This window comes from Rhodoferax sp. AJA081-3, from assembly GCF_017798165.1.
GTDB lineage: Bacteria > Pseudomonadota > Gammaproteobacteria > Burkholderiales > Burkholderiaceae_C > Allorhodoferax.
On the sequence record NZ_CP059068.1, the window covers coordinates 4,197,069 to 4,219,524 of the forward strand.

6 protein-coding genes are annotated in these 22,456 nt (G+C 60.0%); all 6 read left to right on the plus strand.

What is annotated here, in order from left to right; all coding sequences use genetic code 11:
- Positions 1 to 494 precede the first annotated feature (494 nt).
- The 6 genes from HZ993_RS19765 (at position 495) to HZ993_RS19790 (ending at position 22,433) form a co-directional block, all read left to right on the plus strand.
- Positions 495 to 6,815, plus strand: a complete 6,321-nt coding sequence (locus HZ993_RS19765) for a carboxypeptidase regulatory-like domain-containing protein (RefSeq protein WP_209394415.1) — start codon at positions 495 to 497, stop codon at positions 6,813 to 6,815.
- 130 nt (positions 6,816 to 6,945) lie between these two features.
- Positions 6,946 to 15,327, plus strand: a complete 8,382-nt coding sequence (locus tag HZ993_RS24905; RefSeq protein WP_305847099.1) for an RHS repeat-associated core domain-containing protein — start codon at positions 6,946 to 6,948, stop codon at positions 15,325 to 15,327.
- Positions 15,328 to 15,416: 89 nt separating this feature from the next.
- Positions 15,417 to 16,169 carry an SMI1/KNR4 family protein gene (locus tag HZ993_RS19775; RefSeq protein ID WP_209394417.1) on the plus strand — a complete coding sequence of 251 codons (753 nt, stop codon included), beginning with the start codon at positions 15,417 to 15,419 and terminating at the stop codon, positions 16,167 to 16,169.
- Positions 16,170 to 16,493: 324 nt separating this feature from the next.
- Positions 16,494 to 16,730 (plus strand): hypothetical protein, encoded by a 237-nt coding sequence (locus tag HZ993_RS19780; protein WP_209394418.1) that lies wholly within the window; start codon positions 16,494 to 16,496, stop codon positions 16,728 to 16,730.
- Between the two features lie 926 nt (positions 16,731 to 17,656).
- Positions 17,657 to 19,648 carry a methyl-accepting chemotaxis protein gene (locus HZ993_RS24910; protein WP_209394419.1) on the plus strand — a complete coding sequence of 664 codons (1,992 nt, stop codon included), beginning with the start codon at positions 17,657 to 17,659 and terminating at the stop codon, positions 19,646 to 19,648.
- A 307-nt stretch (positions 19,649 to 19,955) separates the two neighbouring features.
- Positions 19,956 to 22,433: an adenosylcobalamin-dependent ribonucleoside-diphosphate reductase gene (locus HZ993_RS19790; RefSeq protein WP_209394420.1), complete on the plus strand. Its 2,478-nt coding sequence runs from the start codon at positions 19,956 to 19,958 to the stop codon at positions 22,431 to 22,433.
- Positions 22,434 to 22,456: the final 23 nt, after the last annotated feature.

Consider the following 22,456-nt stretch of genomic DNA (forward strand, 5'->3'; position numbering starts at 1 on the left):
AATTACCTTTTGAGTTCCCCCCCCCCCGACGTTTGAGCACAATGGCACTTGCTGCAAGACTCGCTCAGGAGCCCTTGGCTATGTCGGCGCCAATCGAATACTGCCCACCTGTGCCAATTGAAGTTTGACCAGGGGTTAACGCTGGCAGTTTGAATGCCAACTGCGGACACCAGATTTGCGCAACCTGTGCTTACGGTTTGCGTCCATTCTGTAAGTTTGTGTAACTTATGTTTCGGTGGCTGGGGGTGCTTCCTCCCCGTCAAGTGCTTGACATACCGTCTCTGCATTTTCAAGCCGTGCATGTTGTTACATCTTCAATCTCCTACTGATACCATCCGCCGCGCAACGCGTTGCTGAGTTCGTTTGCCCCAAGGTTCCAGGGGGTTGGTGAGTCCAGGCAACTAAAAATAATCAGAGGTCAGGGAGTAGTCATGCAGAGCTTTGTGCGCTGGGTTTTTCAGTGCCTGGTATTTTTTAGCGTTTTTGCAGGCGTTGTGGCGACCGCACAAGCACAGGTCACTCCGGAAGTGACCAACGGTCTTGCATGGTTGGATGCACAAGTCCTTCAAGATGGCCAGATGGTCGCCGACTCGCAGATTGCGACTGCGCAGCAAGCGCGCTGCGAAACCGCAACCACGCTGCTGAAGTTTCTGGGTAGTACCCTCAAAAACTCCGCACTGGTCGCCACGTTAAACCAAAGTGGCGCAGAAGTCCCAACGCAAAACCTTGCCTGTCAGCAACAACTGCGTCAGCAACTTGGTCAGGTGCTGCTCGCACCTGAAATCGAACTCCGTCGCATTGGTGGTGAGGGTTTTGGTGCCTATGAGGGGTATGCCGTTCCCAACGCTTTAGACAGCGGGTGGGCCAGCTTGCCACAGTTACAAAACCTCACACCACAAGACAAGTCTCGCCTGCTGGCCTGGTTTCAGGCCAATCAGGCTGTCGACGGCCACTTTGCATTGCATTCGGGCGCCGACCTGCTGGCGACCGCCGCCGTTTTGCGCGGTCTCAAAGGCGAAGCTTCACTAAACCCAGTCGCGGCAGCAATTGCCAGCAAAGCTGCTGCCTACCTGTTGGGGCGCAGAAACGCTGCCGGTCATTGGAGTGACGACACGGCTAGCACTGCGTTGATTTTCGAGGCAGTGCACCCCTACACCGGCGGCGACCCGACCATTGCCACGGGCGTTGCAAGTTATCTGCTCGGCAAGCAACAGCAGAATGGTTCCTGGGATGCCGACCCATTCACCACTGCGGTGGCGCTCAGGGCGTTGGGCCTAAGCGCGCAGCCCGCGTTGAACCCTACTTTGGCGGTACTGCGTGTAAGGTTTGTTGATGCTAGCAACAACGCCCCTCTACCAGGTGTTGTATTGGTGTCGCCCAGCGCACCAACGGTCAACGGCACCAGCAATGCACTGGGCCAAATTGAACTCGGAGCACTTTTACCAGGGTCTTACCAACTACAGGCCTCACTAAACGGCTACGCCACGCTCAACTTTACTGTCTCTCTGACAGCAGGGCAGGTGTTGGATGCTGGTGTGCTGCAAATGCTGGTAGCTGGCAACACGAGCCTGTCCGTTGTTACTGGCCAGGTGCGTGACCAAAGCAATAACGCACCGCTGGATGGCGCAATAGTCAGCGTTTCTCCGCAGAACTTGACTGCCGTTACAACGGCGGATGGCCGCTACCTGATCAGCGGCGTAACGCCCGGCAATATCACCGTCAGCGTTGACAAGACGGGCTTTGCCAGTGCTGCAGGCTCAGGGACCGTACTTGCAGGTCAAGTGCTGAACTTCTCACCGCTATTGGTTCCCAGCAGTGCTCCTGGTCAAGCAGGCGATTGCTCTGTGCAGGGTCTCATTACCGATGCAATATCGCACGCGCCCCTTGCCGGGGTCACCGTAAATCTCGGTGGCGTAGTAACGCGCACTACCGTTACAGATGCGCAAGGGCGCTACAGTTTGCCAGCACTGGCCAGCGGCGTAGTGACTGTGTCAACGGCAAAGGCTGGCTACGACAGTGTGAATGCTTCTACCCGGCTGGTTTGCAGCGTGGATCGAGCCACTGTGGTGGACTTCTCTCCTCGACTCTACGCCACTGGGCAAACACCGCCAAACGCCAATACATCGGGCCTGAGCGGGGTGGTGATGGATGCGCGCACCAACCAGCCCATTGCCAATGCGGCACTGCTTGTCACGCCCGAGGTTGGCGCCCCCGTCAATGCCTTGAGCGCTGCAGACGGAACGTTCTCTATCGCCGGTCTCAACGGGGCCAGTGTTCAATTGAGTGTCACAGCCACCGGCTACCAAGGCATTGCTCTGCAATTTGCACTGACGCCTTTGACCGTGACCGACTTGGGTCAGATACGCCTGAGGCCACCGACTGTTCAGCAATTGTTGCCAGACTTCAAGGTAATGGTGGTCAAACGGGGCAATGCCCTTTCGGATCCACAAACACTGCAGTTGTCCGGCACCGTAGAGGTTGATGTGAGTAACGTCGGTACACAAAGCACGCCCGCAGGGGCCACTGTGCTGGCCTTTAACGACGTGAACCGCGACGATGCCTTCGATACAGCGGTTGATGTGGTGCTGGGCCAAACTACATTGGCTACGGCATTGCCACCTGGGCAAACCACCACAGTGCAGATCGACGTCGGCGGCACTTTGGCGTTTCGCGATGCACCAATCCATGTGATCATTGACCCAGCGCAACAGATCCCAGAGATCAGCAAAGCCAATAACGTGCGGTCTACATCGCAGGAGGCGCTGTACACACCAGTTGCGCAGAACTTCAATCCCGCGCTCAAGTGGGCATGGTCCGGAAGCACCAATAATCCCCAATACAACCAGGTCATGATGACTCCCGTGGTTGGCCAGTTTGTCGATACGAACGGTGATGGTGTCGTAGATACGCGTGACAACCCTTGTGTGATATTCACTGCATTTGCGGGGTCATCCTATGCCGGCTCTGGGGTGATCAGGGTTTTGGATGGTGTCACTGGCAATGAGTTGATGTCGATAGTTGACAGCCAGAATGGCGTGTCAGGCTCCGGCGGCTTGGCTCTTGCTGACTTAGACGGCGATGGAAGACCAGAACTGATTGCAATCACACGCAACGTGAAGGCGGTGGTCTTCAAGAACGATGGCTCACGTTTGTGGACTTCAGAAGTACTTGGACCCATGCCACCCTATGGTGTTTGGTCAGCGCCTTCTGTCGCGGACTTGGATGGCGATGGCAGTCCGGAAATTATGATTCAGAGAGCTGTCCTCAACGCGAATGGGACCATCAAGTGGACTACATCTGGAAGCAGCTACGGAGCGAACACAACAATCGTTTCTGATTTGTTTGACGCGGGTCAACAAAACGTCATCCAGGGCGGGTCGGTTTATACGGCCGGCGGCACTCTTATCTGGCAGGGCAATGATGGGTTCTCTGGCGTCGCAGACTTTGAGGGCGCTGGTCGACCTTCCATCGCAGTTGTCGGAGGCGGTTTTGTACACCTCTATAGCCGCGAAGGTGTGCTTAAGTGGCGTGTTGCGGTGCCGGGTGGAGGTGGTGGACCACCAACCATTGCCGATGCCGATGGCGACGGGGTTCCAGATATTGGCGTGGCAGGCCGTTCTGCTTATACCGTGTTCAGGGCCGATGGCTCTGTGATGTGGTCAAAGTCGGCGCAAGACTATTCTTCTGCAATCACAGGATCAACCTTCTTTGATTTTGATGGAAGTGGCTCTGCTACGGCGCTGTACGCTGATGAGAAAAACATGCGAGGTTTTAAGGGTTCTACTGGGCAAGCCGTTTGGTCCATTCCCAACCCATCAGATACCTATGTTGAATACCCAGTGGTTGTGGACATTGATAGAGACGGCCATGCAGATCTTGTTGTTGTCGCAAACAACCATGCGCACCCGGGTGTTAGAGGCATTCGCGTCTTCCAAGACGTCAACAACGCCTGGGTCCCCACCCGCAGCATTTGGAATCAGCACGCCTACAGCATCAACAACATCAACGACGACTTGACCGTACCCCGTCGTCCCGTGCCCAGCTGGAAGAGCCACAACACCTTCCGCTTGAACAAACGTATGGACGCAGACGCGCGCGCCATTGCCGACCTGACTGTGGGCTACCTGCGTGTAGCCGATGCGGGTGCTGGTGGTGGCTCCACTCTGACTGTGCGGGTGGGCAATGCGGGGTCGTACCTCATACCGGTTGGCACCAAGCTTGCGGTTTACAACACCAATCCTTCATTGGGCCAACCCGTGCCATCGGCAAGACTAGGCATTGCCAGCACCAGCCAAGCGTTGCAGCCTGGTGAATGGCAAGACGTCGCAATCCCCGTCACGGGCAATTTGGCGACCTTGAGCGCCGGTAACACCATTTGGATAGTGGGCGACGACGACGGCACTGGTAAAAAAACCATTGCCGACTTTGACCGAAGCAACAACACCCTTATGGGGGACTTGTCTGCCATTGCGCTGAACCTGAAGATCGCTGTATCGACCAATCTTGCGGTTTATACCGAGCGGGATCAGGCCATTTTTACCGGCACCGTTAGCAACCAAGGCAGCTTTGCGCGTGATGCGATCGTCCGCTACACCGTGCTGGATGCGCACGGTCGCGCGGTGCAGACATTGCCTGTTGGCAATGCTGTGGGCGTTGCTGCGGCTGCCAGTGTGACCGTGCCAGCCCTTTGGGCTACTGTGGGCACCCTTGCAGGCAATTACCAAGTGCGTGCTGAGTTGGTCACACCTCTGGGTGTGGTCTATGGCAGCGCCACCGCCAACTTCGCCATCCAGGCCGGCCAACCCCAGTTCAACAGCGCCCGCGTTACAACAGACCGCAGCAGCTACACCAGTGCGCAAACCGTGCAACTGACAGCGCGGGTCAGCAACCTCACCAGCAATCTCGTGCAGGCAGACCTACGGGCGCGCACCACGGTACTCAGCAGCACTGGCGCCAGCGCCTTCAGTCAGACCGAGGCCATAGCCCAGCTGGTAGCAGGCGGCCAACGCCAATTCACCTACAACCTGCCGGCCGCTGGGCTGGCGGCTGGCTCATACAACACACAGCTCCAACTGCTGGATGCCCAAGGCAACGTTTTGGCACAACACACCGGTGTATTTACGGTACAACCTGCCGATCAAAACGGCGTGGGGCTTAGCGGCAGCATACAGGCCAACCCGGCTACCACGGCCGCCGGTGGCACCGTGGCCCTGTCTGCCTCTGTGCGCAACCTTGGCAACGCCGCCATCAGCAATGCGGCGCTCACCGTTTCTATCGTGGACCCCATTGCGCAAAGGACCATTGCCAGCTGGCCCTACAACCCATCCATCGCCCAAGGCGCCTCCTTTGCCATGACCCCGGTGTGGAACACCACAGGCAGCGTCCCCAACACCTACGTGGCGGTGCTGAGCACCACGCTCGGTGGCAGCAGCCAAACCCTGGCCAGCACCAACATCGTGGTTACCGCTGCTGGGTCATCCACCAAACCCCGCGTGGGCCAATACCCCTTGCGCCAGGGCCGCGTACTGCTTTTGGTAAGCTGCCGCAACCGTGAAGACGGCTATGCAGACCAGGGCACTGTGCCGGTAGCCATACCCGACGGCCCCGGCGCTGATGACGCCAGGTGCACCGCATCGCGCACTGCGTTTGTTAAACGTCTGCTGACCACTGCCGGTGTGCCGCACTACGTGACGTCCAATGTGGACGACTTCACCTACGCCTTGCGCAGTGGCCAGTTCAACATCTATTGGATATCTGGTGGTGCAGACAAACTCACCGACGGCCTTGCCCTGGAAATCCGCGAAGCCGTCAACCGTGGCGATGGCCTGTTGATCGACGGCATACACGACGCGCGCAACAAGCTGCTGGATGAAGTGGTGGGCGTGGGCTACCGCGGCCAAGTACTGGTGGTCAACCAGCCAATCACCTTTGCCAACGGCCCATTGGTTGGCTCCACACTGCAGACCACCGGGCGCGCACTCACTTACAACAAAGGCACGGCAATCCAGGTCGCCAAGTTCCCCGCAGGGGTCGTCTGCGCCAATTGCAACGCTGCCGACGATACCGCCGTGGCTGGCAACACCTATGGCCGTGGCAAAGGCGTTGTGATGGCCTTTGACCTGATTGGCAGCCTTCAGAGCCATATAGCCGATCCCAAGTGGAACACCGCGCTGCAGCAGGCATTTGAATACCTGTTGCCCCAGGTTGCAGACCCCTTGACCGCTGGCGCCTATGCCGCCGTGCGCACCACCGTGGGCTACCAGGGTGCTATGGCGAACTTCAACGTTGCCTACACCGTGCCAACCGGCGCCAAAGCCCTTGCGGGTGAACCTGTGGTCACCATCCTCAACGGTGCCCCCCAGGCCCAGTGGGACTTCAGCCTGGCCAATGGCCAAAGCAAAGACTTCACCCTGTACCTGCGTGCGCCCACCAGCAATGGCACCCACTTCTTGGGAACGGCCGTCAACCTCATGGTCGGCGGGCAGATCAGCCTGGCAGGCAGCTACCCATTTGCACTGCAGGTAGCCGTAGCCAGTGATGCGGCTGCCACCAGCAAGTTGATAGCCGACCTCAACGCCTTGAGTTTTACCGTCGCGTCAGACGGCCTAAACCGCAGCCAGGCGGTGCGGTACCTGCAAAGCGCAGTTGCACAAACACGGCCCGAGTTGGCTATCACCAACTTGATCAGCGCGGTGGACACACTGCGCCTCATCACCAGCAAAGACATGTCTGCCTACCGCCTGCAGATAGACCGCTGGATGCAAGAGCTGGCCTACCAGTGGCAAACCGCGCAGCCGGTTCGCAACATCCCCTGATATGCACCCGTCAATCTTTACCAGAGCAGCCCTGTTGAAGGCCCGCATGATGATGAAACCTGTTTCGCACACGAAGACCGCCGCGCCAATAGGGCGCCCGATTTTGCGCCGCCCCTTGCGCACCTTGGCAATGGTCCAACTGGCCCTGGCTGTCTGGACTTGCATGGCCCCGGCGGTGCAGGCGCAATCCCAGCCTGCGCCAGCTACCGGCACCCGCATCGCTGCCCCGATCTCTGCCGACGTGGCAGCCCAGGACCTTGAGCAACGCCTGCGTGACGCCCGTGAACTGGTGCGCCAGTTGCAAAGCCAGGGCAATACAGTCAGTGAAGCCCAGCGCGCCGCTTGGACCAAACAACTGCGCCAGCAACTCAACGCTGCTGTCTCCACCACGGCCGCACTGCGCAGCAGCTTGTTGGCAACCCTGAGCGACACAAGTGCATCTGGCGCAACTGGCGCTACGCTGGCCCGCCAATCCCTGCAAACATTTACTGAGCGCGCCGATGCATTGAACAGGGTCGGCAAAGCCTGGCTGGCCAATCCGTCTGCCGGCAGCCTGGCTGACCTGGCGGCATTCTTTACCCAATACACACAAGTTGGCGCCCGCCTGGCCGCCACCCACAACCAATTGCCCTGGGGCAGCCTGCGGGGCAAACCCCGCGCGCCACAAAAGGCCAATGCGGCGATGCAAACGCCGCCAACGCAGTCACTGCAATCCCAGAGCCAGGGCGGTGGCGCTCCTGGCATGGTGCAGGCCCAGGGCATGACCCAATTGGCGGGTCTCCAATTTAGTACAGCACCGGACCCCGCACAGGCTCCGCAAGCGGCCGACGTAGCCGAGACCGCATACGTCACTCTGACCCCGGTCATCCGCGCCAAGGCCGCCGAGTTGGGCAACAACCCGGTCACCATTACCAACTGGGTGCGCAATACCATTGCCTTTGCACCCAACGCAGGCGCCACGCAAAACGCCCAGACCACCTTGGCCGCCTTGCGCGGCAACGCCACCGACATCGCCAGCCTGCACATTGCGCTGTTGCGCGCCGCCGGCATTCCGGCCCGCTACCAAACCGGCACCATTGAGCTGCCCAGCGCACAGGCGCAAAACTGGTTGGGCGGCTTGCAGCACCCGGAGGCCGCACTCGCACTCTTGCAACAAGGCGGCATTGCCGCAACCGGCATCAGCACCGATGGGCGCATCACCAGCATCCGCCTGGAGCATGTCTGGGTCAACGCGTACGTGAACTGGAGCCCCAGCCGGGGTGCCAAGGACGGCGGCGCCAATCTGAGTCCCAAACAACACCCCAACCCCAACGCCAATCTGAACGCCTGGACCCCGCTGGACGCTGCCTTCAAACCCCACGCCTACGGCGCGGGCATCAACCTGTCTGAAGTGGTGCCACTCAATGGCCAGTCACTATTTGGTCGTGCCAAGCAAGGCGCCATCTGCACACCCGCCGCCGCCAGCGGCTTGTCAATTGCAGCCCTGACCAGCGGTTACACCGATTTCAACACCCAGGCCCTCAACCAACTCGCAGCGCTGGGTGCAGACGTCCAAGTCACCCAGATCCTGGGCACGGCCGGCATAAGCCAACGCCAATACTCCATGCTGGCGGGCACCTTGCCCTATGCCACCGTGGTGGCAAATACCCCCGTTCCCGACCTGGCTCCTGCCGCCAGCTGGTCCTTGCAACTGAGTCTGTTCAATGGTGCCGCCCCGGTGTTTACCGCCAGCCGCCCACTGGCCGATCTGCAAGGCCAATTGCTGAGCCTGGCTTTTGTGCCCGCCAGCAGCGCCGACGCCACCACGCTGGCTAGTCTGCTGCGCCCCGTTTCGGGTACTGGCATTGACCCGGCCACCGGCTTGCCCACGCGCATACCCGCCTACCTGGCACAGCTCAAAGCCCAAGTCAGCCTCAATGGCCAGGTGGTGATGGAGGGCGGTAGCTTCACCCTCGGCCAAAGCCTGGTGCTGCGCTCGGTACTAAACGGCCCCGACGGCGCCCAGCTTGCCGCCGACAACACCGTGGTGGTGGGTGAGACCCATGCCTGGGCGGTACAAGGCCAGGCCCTGGGCGCCAGCGCACCAGCGGCCGTGTCTGCCGGCCTGATGGCCCTGCGTAACCAACTGCAAAGCAACACCTTGCCCAGTGGGCCGGTGCAAACCGCACAACTGCTGTCCGCATTGGCCGGCACCTACCAGGCCACACTGGATGCCAAGGCACGCCTGTACCAAAGCGCAACCGGCATGGTCGACGTGCGCCTGCCCAGTTTGGTGCGCGCCTCTACCCGCCTGGAAGCCGACACCGTGCTCGGTGTCGTTACCCACGTGCGCCCAGCGGGTGTAGGCCTGCATGTGGACCACCAGGCCAGCGCCAGCGTCAGCCGCAGTGGCACCGGCGCCGCGCCAGCCTACCAGCAACAAAGCCTGGAGCGCGCCAGCGCCAGCGCCCACCAATTGTTGGACAAAGTGTTTGGCCCCACGGGCAGCCCTGCACAGTCCGCACTGTCGGGCCTGGCCACCGCCGCGCTGCAAGGCCAGACCCTGCTGCGCGCCGACAGCGCCACGCTGCCTAGCGTGCTCGCCAGCCTGAACGCCAATTCCAATCTGCGCACCGCCATCCAGGACGCAGTAGCCAGCGGCCAACAGGCCCTGTTCAGCCAGAATATGGTGGATATGGGTGGTCCCTTGTCGCCATTGCCCATGGAGCCCCTGGTACTGAACGACCCGCTCAGTGGCGCGGCCAGCTACACCGTTACCAGCCACAACGCACCCCTGGTGCAGCTCACCACCCAGCGCGCCGGCCTGGTCGGTTGGTTGGGCCTGGCCGATGCCCAGGCCAGCAAGGTCTTGCTCAGCCCCGTGCTCAATACCAGCCTGGCCCAGCTCAACACCCTGCAAGCCTTGTTGGGTGATTGGACGGGCATGCGCTGGCAAGGCTTTGCAGGCCAAACCGAACTGATCGACGGCCTGTTCTTGAGCCGCGTCAGCGAAGCCGCCCAGACCACCAACACCTGTGACTGGTTGATCTCGTCCCTGGCCAGCCAGTTGTCGCACGGCCTGCCCGGCACGGCCCAGCTCAACCGCCCACCCGCCATCAGCAGCGAGCCGCCCACCACCGCAACCGTAGGCCAGGCTTACAGCTATGCCGTGCAAGCCAGCGACCCCGATGGCGACGTGCTCACCTACAGCCTGAACGGTGCCCCCACCGGCATGACCATCAGTGCCGCTGGCCTGATCCACTGGCCGCGACCCGTGGCCGGAGAGTTTGACCTGCTGGTGCAGGTTGACGATGGCCGCATTGCCGTGCAGCAGCCCTATGTGCTCAGCGTCACCGGCTCCGCCAGCGGCGTGCAGCTCAGCGCCGCCATGGACCCCAGCATTGCCGATGCCGGGCAATTGGTGAAGCTCACCGTGCATGCCACGGCCCCCGCAGGCGCCGCCACTCCTGTCACCAGCGCCACGCTCAACGGTGTGGCTCTGTCGCTCAACGCCCAAGGCGTGGCCCAATTCACCGCGCCGCCCACCGGCACCCACAGCGTATTGGTCAAGGCCCAATCCGGTGCCCTGGTCACCAGCCGCGAGCTGCTGCTCACCGTGCGCGACACCACCGGCGCGCCACCCACCGCACAAGCCACCATCACCAGCCCGCTGGACGATGCCAGCCTGCGCGGTGTGGTCACCATCGCCGGCACCGCCAGCGCCAACCGGTTTGCGTACTACGAGCTGCTGCTGCGCCCCGTGGACGCCCCCAACAACGCCTGGACCATAATCAAGCGCAGCCTCACCCCCGTGCAAAGCGCCAGCCTGGGCCAGCTTGACACCAGCCTGATGGCCAACGGCCTGCACCAGATCGTGCTGCGCGTGGTGGATGTGAATGGGGTAGAGACCCTGGCCGGCATCACCGTAGACTTTGTGGGCAACCTCAAACTAGGCCAGTTCCGCCTCAGCTTTGCCGACGTGCGCGCAGAAGCCCCCGGCCTGCCCCTGATGCTCACCCGCACCTACGACACCGCCAAGCGTGGCGTGGCCGGCGACTTCGGCTACGGCTGGTCCGCCAGCGCCCAAGACATCAGCGTGCGCAAGAACATGAGCTTTGGCCTGAACTGGCAAGTCAGCCCCCAGCAGTTCAACCTCTGCCTCAAACCCGTGGGCAAACGCCGCGTCAGCATCACCCTGCCCGACGGCGCCCTGTACCGCTTTGATGCCGCCAACAGCCCCGAATGCAGCTTTGGCCAGGTGCCCCAGCCCAACATCGACTTCATCCCCGTGCCTGGCCCCAGCGGCGGCAGCGTGGCTGGGCGCACCAGCGGCGGTGGCCAGCTCAAAATCATCAGCGGCACCCTGGTCATGGCCCAAGGCGGCCGCCTGGTAGACGCCGACACCGGCGAAACCTGGAACCCCACCGACTTCGAACTCACCACCGAAGAAGGCTTCAAATACGCCCTTCGTGAAAACGTCGGCATCCTCTATGTGACCGATCCCTACGGCAACCGCGTAACCTACGGCGCAAACGGCTACCAGCACAGCGGCGGTTTAAGCGTAACCCTGACCCGTGACCCCCAAGGCCGCATCACCCGCGCCACGGACCCCCGGGGCCAAACCCTGGTCTACACCTACAACGCCCAGGGCGACCTGGCCAGCGTGACCGACCGCGCAGGCGGCGTGACCACATTCGCCTACGCCACAGACCCCACCCAGCCACACCTGCTGCAAAGCATCACCGACCCCCGCGGCGTGGTTGTCATGGCCAACCAGTTTGACGAGTATGGCCGCCTGACCGCCAGCGCCGACGCCCTGGGCCAGGCCACCACCCAAGAGTTCGAACCCAGCAACAACACCCAGACCGTCACCGACCGACGCGGCAACAAGACCGTCTACACCTTTGATGCCGACGGCAACATCACCCAGGTCGTCAACCCCCTGGGCCAGACCAGCACCTACACGTTTGATGCCAACGGCAACGAAACGCGGACCACCAACGCCCTGGGCCAAACCACCAACCGCACCTTTGATACAAACGGCAAACAAACGAGCGAGACCAACCCCCTGGGCCACATGACCCGCACCACCTACGGCAGTGTGGGCACCCAGTGGCAACGCCTGAACCCCCTGAGCAGCATCGACGCCCGTGGCGCCACAACCACTTATGGCTACCTCCCCGGACAGGACAAACAACCCGGTGCCACGCCCAACGCCATCACCGAACCCCTGGGCCGCAGCACCAGCATCGGCATCACCCCCAGCACCGGCAACCTACACAGCCTGAACATCGCCGGTGAAGCACTCAGCTACACCTACGACACCCAAGGCCGCCGCACCCAAGAGACCAACGCCCTGGGCCATGAGACCCGCTACACCTTTGATGCCAACGGCAACCAGACCAGCCGCACCGTCACCAAAACCATCAACGGCGCACAACAAACGCTGACCACCACCAGCACCTACGATGCCGAGAACCGCCTGGTAGCCGAGACCGACCCCCTGGGCGGCACCCGCAGCATGGTGTACAACAGCGCCGGCAAACTCACCAGCCAGACCAATGCACTGGGTCAAAAAACCAGCTACACCTACGACGCCAACGCCCGCCTGATTGCTACCCAGTACCCGGACGGCAGCAGCGAATCCACCACCTTTGATGCCGAAGGCAACGAAACCACCAAGACCGACAGGGCAGGGCGCACCACCCGCATGGAGTTTGATGCGCTGAACCGCCTCGTCAAAACCACCTACCCCGACGGCACAACGGAAACCACCACCTATGACGCAGCAGGCCGCGTCACTGGCACCACCGACCGTAAAGGCCAGCTCAGCAAGATGGAATACGACGCTGCCGGCCGCCAAACCGCCAGTGAAGACGCCACCGGCGTGCGCACCACGCAAACGTTTGACGCCAACGGCAACCGCACCAGCACGACGGTGGCCGGGCGCACCACAACGTTCACCTACGACGAATTGAACCGGCTGACGCTGACCCAGTACCCGGACGGCAGCACCCACAGCACCGTCTACCGCCCAGACAACCGCAAACAAAGCGAGACCGATCCGCGGGGCATGACCACCACCTACGGCTACGACACCGCAGGCCGATTGACCAGCGTCACGCAAAGCCTGAGCGCAGGCAGCACCGCCACCACTGGCTATGGCTACGACGAAACTGGTGCCAAGACCACCCAGACCGATGCGCTGAACAGGACGACGACCTGGAGCCTGGACGCCGGTGGCCGCATCACCAGCCGCAAAATACAGGACGGAACAACGGAGAGCAACAGCTACGACCTGGAAGGCAAACGCGTAAGCCACACCAGCTTTGCGGGTGAGCAGTTCACCTACCAGTACGACGCACAAGGGCAACTGACCGGCATGGTGGTGCCACAGGGCAATGGAGCCAACAGCACCATCCCCCAAGCCAGCGTTATCTATACCTACACGCCCAGCGGCCAGGTGCAAAGCCAGCAAGAACAGGGCACCACCACCCTGAACGGTACGCAAAGCTACCGCTACGACGCCAACGACCGCCTGATCCAAAGCACCAGCCCACTGGGGCAGTTGAACTACACGTTGGATGCGAATGGAAACCCCATCGAACGCAGTGTGTCAAACAGCACCAGCGATGCGGGTACGGCCACCAGCACCTTTGATGCCGCAGGCCGCCTGGCAAGCGTCACCGCACCCGACGGCAAACAAACCCGCTACAGCTACGACACGGCAGGCCGCCTGGTACTGACCGAACGCGACCTGAACGCCCAAGGTGCCCAGGCCCAAGTGCTGCGCACCCACCACCGCTATGACAGCGCAGACCGCACCGTAGCGATCGCCCATGTCAAACAAACCGGAGCCGCCCAAACCCTGATGGTCGGCCAGGCGCTTACGCGGGATGCCGGTGGTGCCGTGAGCCGTATTGAGATGTACCGCGCAGGCTTTGGACTAACCCCAGCCAGCTTTGATGCAGCGACAGGAACATTCACCGGCACCGTAGCCAGAACCCAAAACTTTGAGTTCGATGCCAATGCCCGCCTCACCCGGGAAAACAAGATTGATGCGGCCAACCCGACTCTTAGCTTGGACACCCGCTACACCTACGATGCTGTGGGCAACCGCAGCGGCAGGACTGCGACCAGCAGTGCAGGTACTGACAGCACAACCTACACCTACGACGCCGCAGACCGGTTGACACAGGAACAGGTGACCCCGGCAGTAGGTGGCACCAAGACCACCACCTACACCTGGGACCAAAACGGCAACCTGGCGTCGAAGACCGAGACGGGCAAGGCAACCCTGTACCGGTTTGACCCGCAGAACAGGCTGATTGACATTCGGACTGGGGCCACGCAGGCAGCTGCGCAAGCGGCCAGCCCAAGCGTGAGCTACGCGTATGACGCCAATGGCAACCGCGTCAAGAAGACCGGCCCAGCGGGTACCACTGGCTATCTGGTGGATGCCAACCAGACCTACGCGCAGGTGGCCTTGGAAACCACAGGCACGAACAGCACCGTCTATGTGTGGGGCAACCAACTGATTCGCCAAACGCAGGCAGGAGCGGGCAACCTATTTGCCACTGCGAATGCGGCCAATGATGTGTTTCCGTTGCAGGGGCATCTCAATACCAGCTTGGGCGCGATTGATGCCAATGGCAATGCCGTGGAGCAATCGTTAAGCGACGCGTTTGGGCAACTGGACACGCCTACGGGTTTGAAGCAGAACCATCTGTATACGGGGGAGTACTGGGACCAAGACAGTCAATTGCTGTACCTCAGAGCGCGTTGGTATGACCCCAAGATTGGACGGTTTGTTTCTGCTGATCCGTTTGAAGGCAAGCAGAGGGACCCACGAAGTTTGAATCGGTACAGCTATGCGAGTAGCGACCCTGTTCAATACACGGATCCGAGCGGAAAATTCAGCATAAGCGACGTGGGCGCAGCATCGGTTATATCGGGACTCAGCACGGTCACAGCCTCTTACGCGACATCTACGATTACCGTGGGCTTGGCAACGAGAGTGGCATTGGCAATGATCTCTGGAGTTGTGGGTGCTTATCAAATCCTAGACATAGCGACCAAGGCAAAAATTGAAGAATGTATTGAGTCTTCCCGCAGCGGGATAAATAAATGCAGGCCGGGCATAAATATGTTTATTCTTGGAGATGACACCGCGTCAGTGCGGGACCACATCGGCGATGCAATGACCTCCAACTTTTCTCCTTCAATTCTCACACGAGGACCAGACCAAGGTCGAGGTTGGCTTGAAAAATACAAAGGTCCAGGCAAGCCCTGTTCAGGAGGCTCGTCAATGGATTGCGACGAGTACCCTTTCAACGCAAGTCGTCAGGGCGGGGAGGCGAACTACCCGGCCAAAGTTTCTCTTCGGAGTGTGCAGCCGGGTGAGAACCGACGTGCCGGTGCTCACCTAGGATGGTTTCATGAAAAGTGCAATATTTCAGAAAGCGGCACGACCCAGTACAAAGTAGTAGCTATGAAGGGTATTCCTCGCACAGGTTACATATGCGCGCACTAGCCATGCGTCGACACATGTTTTTTGTTGTGCTGTGTTGGGGGCTTAGTGCTTGCAACAAGAGCGCACCTGGTATTGACCAAGGGTACATGATGACAATCGAAACGCCACTCTCCAGTAAATCATCCGGTTATGCAGCGAGCCCCGCTGACTGGAGCAATTTCTTGGACTGCTGGCGAGAGACTCTACGTCATAGGCCACATGATCTCCCAAAGGATCAGTTTGGTGTGCCAGTTTTTTCGATGATGGCGACATACCGAAAGGGCAGTCAAAAAAACAGTTCAAGTGACTCTGACGCGGCGTTGAAGTCGATTGAGCAGTTGCAGGTCAAACTGAATGTAGTGCTTCCACCATCCTACGTCGATTTTGTGATTGCGTTTGGTCCAACGGCATTCCCGGAAGTCATTCCTGACACGGACAGCCATGCGCGGGGCTTCTACCCGCTAGAAGAAGTTGATTTCATGAAGCGCCGTAGACCTGACATAGTTGAGATTGAGGAGAGCTACCCTCGTGATAGTGGCAGCGAAAAATATTTTGTGTACGGCACCAAGCAGGACGACGTAGCCGTTCGCACCAAATATTACAGAAACGCCATCGTAGTCGGAGCCTATTCCAAGCACGAACTTTTACTGCTCAACCCAGTTGTAAAGACGCAAGACGGAGAGATGGAAGCCATATTGTTGATGCATTCTTCTTCGTTTAGGGCGCCTTCCTTTGCCGAGTTGGTTCGACAGGTGAGTGTCGCCGAAACTGTAGATGTAAAACGGAGTCCTCCTTACCCGCAAGAAAAACTTATTGGGACTTGCGCCAGCAAGTTACCTATGAAGAATATTTGGTGGGAGTAATAGCCTTTTAAGGGCGGAGAAACTCAATCAAATCCATTCATCTGAAATGGCTCGTTATTCATCGCTAGGGATTTTTTTTGAGACCGATGTCTTTGATGGTTTCCAAGTCAAATGGAATGCTGATTGCTATTTTTGTATAGCGCACCTATCATATTTCACGGGGGCTAGAGTCACTTTTTGCTCTTATGCGTCAGTCTTATCCAATGAGGTTTTATCCTGAACGGCTTTTTTGATTCCAACGAGGTTTGATCCTCAGGCGATTCAGTAAATTGGAGCCGGCGGCAGGTGAGCAAGCCAGTCGATCATCAATGAATGGTGATTGACATGAACCTATTAAAGCTCAAGACGATGGCGCAGTTGCGCCAGTTTTTGGACAGTACACAGGCTTTGGAGTTCGCAAGCCTGGCCGACACCACAGCGTGTTATGCCCATGTCGCGCAGACCATCCAACGCTTCGCCTACGCCAGCCTGTGTCGCTCGGATCGTTCCGTGGTGCTGCGCTACCTGGAACGCACCAGCGGCTACTCCAGCGCACAGGTCATCAAGCGCACTCCAGCGTAGTCTCAGTCGTCAGTACTGACATTTGCGAATTCCAAACGTGTTTCCGGTGCTGACCTGCCTTGCACAACAGAAAGGTGTGCCCGCTGAGTGCTACTGTTTATGTAGCGAACTGTGTATGGTTTACGCGGGATTGCGGCAAATTTTGCGGCGGATTCAAGTACAAAGCGCAACGGAATGCAGTGTAAGAGGTCTGACGGGTAGGTTGTAGAAGACCTCATGCGGTGTGCGATAGCCCAGGCACTTACGAGGCCGATGATTGAGTAAGTACACAACTGCTACAGCAAGGGTTTTCAGAGTTGGATAGCCCAATGGGCTGAAGTCATTCAATGTTCAAATAGGCTTGTTTACTGTGTAAGTGCACAGTACTATTGAGCCATCATCATTACCGAAGAAGTCTATTTTTGGCGTATCCAATGGGCGGGAACTTGGATGATCACAAGCAAACGTTTATCTGAACGAGACGTTAAGGTTGAGCATCCAGAAGCCATCTGCATTACAGATTCAAGACAGTTGCTTCTGACACCTGAAACCGTTCAAGAGCGAATGCATGCTACGGCTATGACTCGAAACAGCAGCCCAGATGTTCGCTATCGAATATGAGGCTGAATTTGCGAGGGGTCGCAGCCGTGGACCAGGCCACGGTGCGTGGTGCAGGAAAAGCGGAAATTCAAGAATTGGTGAAAATTCTTAGGGAGAATTCAAAACTTGGTGGAAAGAAAATTCAATACCAGTTTCGAGATCGCTCGTAAGTTATTGATCTCAAAGCCCCTTGATTTCTAAACCAAATGAAAATCGACAACGCCAATGGCGTATGGACTTTTTGCCCAGGCTGTGCCTACACTGCGGCCACGGTGTTGGAACGTATGCCGCCAGGACTTCCCCACAGCGGGAAGCGGGGCGTTGTTGTCACAGCTAGGGAGCGTGCCATGGGTTCACTGATCCGCAACTTGCCGTTTTCACGTAAATTTTTCCTGATCGCCTTGTTGGCGATGTTGATGATGGCGGTTCCTACCGGCATTTTTGTGCGGGACAAGCTGGCGAATATCCGGCTGGCCCAACAGGAGGTGCGGGGCTTGGGCCCCATCCAGCATGCCATGCGCCTCACGCAGTTGTCCCAGCAGCACCGGGGCTTGTCCGCCGTGGTCTTGGCCGGCAACGAAGCCCAGGCGCCGGTGCGCCAGACCAAGGAGGCTGAAGTGAGCCAGGCCTTGGCCCAGGCGCAGACCGCCGTGGCCGAACTGGCTGAGCCCAAGCTCGACGCCAAAATTGGCAAGATCGCCAGCGACTGGCAAACCCTGTCCAGGGCCGTGGGTGCCAAAGCGCTGGCCGGCCCCGAGAGTTTTGCGCGGCACACCGTGCTGATTGCAGAGCAGATGACCCTGGTAGAGGACATCGTCAACACCACCGGCATTGCGCTGGACCCCAACCCGGCGGGCAACTTCTTGCAGATGGCGGTGTTGCAGCACATGCCCCGTGTGACCGAAGGCCTGGGTCAAATGCGGGCCCGCGGCGCCACGCTGCTGGTGCGTGGCAGCGCAGCGCCAGAGGACAAGGTGCGCATCGAACTGTTGGGCAACAGCATACGCACCAGCATGGCCGCCGCACGCAAGGCCATAGAACTGGCCACTGCCGCCAACCCGGCATTGCAATCCACAGTAGGCGACGCATTGGCCAAGGCGCAACGTGCAACCGAGGAGGGCCTGCAGCTCATGGAAGACAAAATTGTGCGGGCCGAGACCCTGAACCATCCGTCGGCAGACTACTTTGCCGCCATGACCCGAACCATCGACGCGCAGTTTGGACTCATCAGTGTGGCCTTTGACGCGCTACGTGCACAGCTGGGTGATGCGGTGGCCCAGGCCCAGCGCCAGTTGCTGCTGGGCGGTGCGGTCGTGCTGGCCTTGACGCTGCTGACCGCTTGGATCATGGTGGCCATAACCGGCACCACCACGGCATCCGTGAACCGTGCGTTGGTGCTAGCCCGTGGTGTGGCGGCAGGGGATCTGAGCCAGGAAATCCGGCCCCAGGGACGTGATGAGATGGGGCAACTGCTCCACGCCCTGGCTGCCATGCAGACCAGCCTCTCAGGCGTGGTCACCCAGGTGCGACAAGGCTCCGAAGGCGTGGCCAGTGCCAGTGCCGAGATTGCCCAGGGCAACAACGACATGTCGTCTCGTACCGAGAGCCAGGCCAGTGCGCTGGAGCAAACCGCCGCCAGCATGGAAGAGCTCAGTGGCACCGTGCGCCAAAACGCGGACAGTGCACGCACGGCCAATCAACTGGCCCAGAAGGCCTCCACCGTTGCCGTCAAGGGCGGAAGTGTAGTGGCCCAGGTGGTCGACACTATGAAGGGCATCAACGATGCGTCGCGCAAGATTGCCGACATCATCCAGGTGATCGATGGCATCGCCTTCCAGACCAATATATTGGCATTAAACGCCGCAGTCGAGGCCGCACGTGCGGGTGAGCAGGGGCGTGGTTTTGCCGTGGTGGCCAGTGAGGTGCGTTTGCTGGCCAGCCGCAGTGCCGAGGCGGCCAAAGAAATCAAATCCCTGATACATGCCAGTGTGGAGCGGGTCGAGCAGGGCACCGTATTGGTCGACCAGGCCGGCGCCACCATGGACGAGGTTGTCAGCAGCATCCAGCGCGTGACCGACATCATGGGAGAAATCAGCGTCGCCAGCGGCGAACAGGCACTGGGCGCCGCACAGGTCGGCGAAGCCGTCAAACAGATGGACGAGGTCACCCAGCAAAACGCAGCCCTGGTGGAAGAAATAGCTGCCGCCGCGAGCAGCCTCAAAAACCAGGCGTCTGAGCTGGTGCAGGCCGTTGGGGTCTTCAAGCTCTCCTCGCAAGAGCTGGTGTTGGTTCGCGCAACGTGGCCTTGCCCCACCCCTATCGGCGGCAAAAATATATAAATAATATTTTTTTACAACGCGGTCCCTGCCCGCCACGGTGCGCGCTAGCAAAGCGATAGCTGCTGCGGTAAGCCTTGCGGGGGCTATCGGGTCATTTCGTGATGTGGGATTTGGCCGGAGAGTGGGTCCCCGCCCGTGCACCGGTTTTACACAAAAAACCACACACCAAAGTTGCTACGATGGCGGCCGAACAGCACCCCGCCATAGGCCACCCACGGTCTCACTCCGCATGGTTTAAAGGCCCAAGAGCCTCCAGCGGCAGCGCACGGCACGGCGTGTTGCAGCACTTTTCTCAGGAGATAACGACATGAAACGCGACCCCATCACCCCCACCCAAAACCAGATCGTGATCCAGCCCATCAGCCACGACGTGCTGGCCGAGAAATACCTTAAACCCGGCGAAACGGGCATCGAGGACCTTTTTGCACGCGTGGCACGGGCTCTGGCTTCGGTCGAAAAGGAAGAAGACCGCGCCAAGTTCGAGGCCATCTTCCTGGAAAATCTGTACGCAGGCGCCATTGGCGCAGGCCGCATCATGAGCGCAGCGGGCACCGACATCCAGGCCACGCTGATCAACTGTTTTGTGCAGCCGGTGGGTGATTGCATCCAGGGGGTGGATGAAGACGGTTACCCCGGCATTTACGAAGCCCTACGCGAAGCCGCCGAGACCATGCGCCGCGGCGGCGGTGTGGGCTATGACTTCTCGCGCATCCGCCCGCGTGGCGCGGCAGTCAAGGGTACGGCGTCCATGGCCTCCGGCCCTTGCAGTTATATCAATGTGTTTGACCAATCCTGCTCTACCGTGGAAAGCGCCGGAGCACGCCGCGGCGCCCAGATGGGCGTGCTGCGAGTGGATCACCCGGATGTGATGGAGTTCATCACCGCCAAACGCACGCCGGGCCGCTGGAACAACTTCAATGTGTCGGTGGGTATGACCGACACGTTTATGGAAGCCCTGATCGCCGACCAGCCCTGGGAACTGGTGCACACGGCCAAGCCGGGTGCGGGCCTGCTGGAGAAAGGCGCTTTCCAGCGCGCCGATGGCAAATGGGTCTACCAGACCCTGAAGGCGCGTGAACTGTGGGACACGGTCATGCGCTCCACCTACGACTTTGCCGAGCCCGGCATTTTGTTCCTGGACCACATCAACACCGACAACAACCTGCGTTACTGCGAGACCATTGCCGCCACCAACCCCTGCGGAGAACAGCCCCTGCCGTCCTACGGCTGCTGCGACCTGGGCCCCATCATCCTGACGCGTTTTGTGCGCCACCCGTTTGGGTTTGCTGGCGTACCCGCGTTTGACTTTGAGGCCTTCGAGAAGTCGGTGGCCATCCAGGTGCGGGCTTTGGACAATGTGCTGGACGTGACCTTCTGGCCCCTGCAGCAACAGCGCGACGAATCGTCGGACAAGCGCCGCATCGGCGTCGGTTTTACCGGTATGGGCAACACCCTGGCCATGTTGTGCCTGCGTTACGATAAGGCGGAGGGGCGTGAGATGGCCAAGCGCATCGCCACCAGCATGCGCGACGCTGCCTACATCGCCTCGGTGGCGCTGGCGCAAGAGAAGGGCGCTTTTCCCAAGTTTGATGCCGATGGTTATCTGGAAGCGGGCACCTTTGCCAGCCGCCTGCCCGCCGCGCTGCAGCAGTCCATCCGTAAACACGGCATCCGCAATAGCCACCTGCTGTCGATTGCGCCCACCGGTACGGTCAGCCTGGCCTTTGCCGACAACGCCTCCAACGGTATCGAGCCACCGTTCTCCTGGATGTACAAACGCAAGAAGCGCGAAGGTGACGGCACGTACACCGAGTACTCGGTGGAAGACCACGCCTGGCGCCTGTACCACGAGCTGGGTGGTGACGTAAACCAGTTGCCGGACTACTTTGTGTCCGCACTGGACATGTCGGCCACTGACCACATTGCGATGATGGAAGCGGTGCAGCCTTTTGTGGACACCGCCATCTCCAAGACGGTGAATGTGCCGGCGGACTATCCGTACGACGATTTCAAGAACCTGTACCAGCAGGCCTGGAACGCCCGCCTCAAAGGGCTGGCCACCTACCGGCCGAACGCCATTTTGGGTTCGGTGTTGCATGTGACGCCAACCGAAACCGCAGCAGCCCCAGTAGCCCCCACACCGCCCGCACCGGTGGTCGACCCGATGCGGACCGTGATTGAACGCCGCCCCAAGGGCGCGCTGTCGGCCGTGGCCGAAAAGGTGGACTACTGGACCCAGGAAGGCCACAAAACGCTGTACCTGTTGGTGTCCTTTTTGCCCGTGCCGCTGCCCAATGGTGGCACCGTGGACCGCGCCATCGAATTCTTCATGCCTGTGGGCCAGAGCGGGGAGTCGCAGCAGTGGATCACGTCCAGCATGCGCCTGTTGTCGCTGGCGGCACGTGGTGGTTTCCTGGAGCGAGCGCTCAGCGATATGCGCAAGGTGGCCTGGGACCGCGGACCGGTGCGTCTGGGCACCCACCAGAAGGAAGACGGCACCCAGGTGCCGATGTGGCATGACTCCGAAGTGGCGGCGGTGGCCTTTGCCATCCAGAACATCCAGGCCCAGCGCAACCGTTCGGTGACCAACAACTACAACCGCCGCGCCACCGACACGCAGAACGAGTCCGACACCCTGTTGCCCCAACAGGAAAGCGCGCTGGCTACCGCGCCCCTGCCGGTGATGGCCGGCAAGAAGTGTGGCGAGTGTGGTGCCCATGCCGTGATCCGCAAGGACGGGTGTGACTACTGCACCCAGTGCGGCCACGTGGGAAGCTGTGGGTGAGCCTGGACACGGAGCTGGCCGGC

Coding starts and splice junctions, on each gene's coding strand:
- HZ993_RS24905 (WP_305847099.1), top strand. CDS start 6,946: ATGGTCCAACTGGCCCTGGCTGTCTGGACTTGCATGGCCCCGGCGGTG.
- HZ993_RS19775 (WP_209394417.1), top strand. CDS start 15,417: ATGACAATCGAAACGCCACTCTCCAGTAAATCATCCGGTTATGCAGCG.
- HZ993_RS19780 (WP_209394418.1), top strand. CDS start 16,494: ATGAACCTATTAAAGCTCAAGACGATGGCGCAGTTGCGCCAGTTTTTG.
- HZ993_RS24910 (WP_209394419.1), top strand. CDS start 17,657: ATGGGTTCACTGATCCGCAACTTGCCGTTTTCACGTAAATTTTTCCTG.
- HZ993_RS19790 (WP_209394420.1), top strand. CDS start 19,956: ATGAAACGCGACCCCATCACCCCCACCCAAAACCAGATCGTGATCCAG.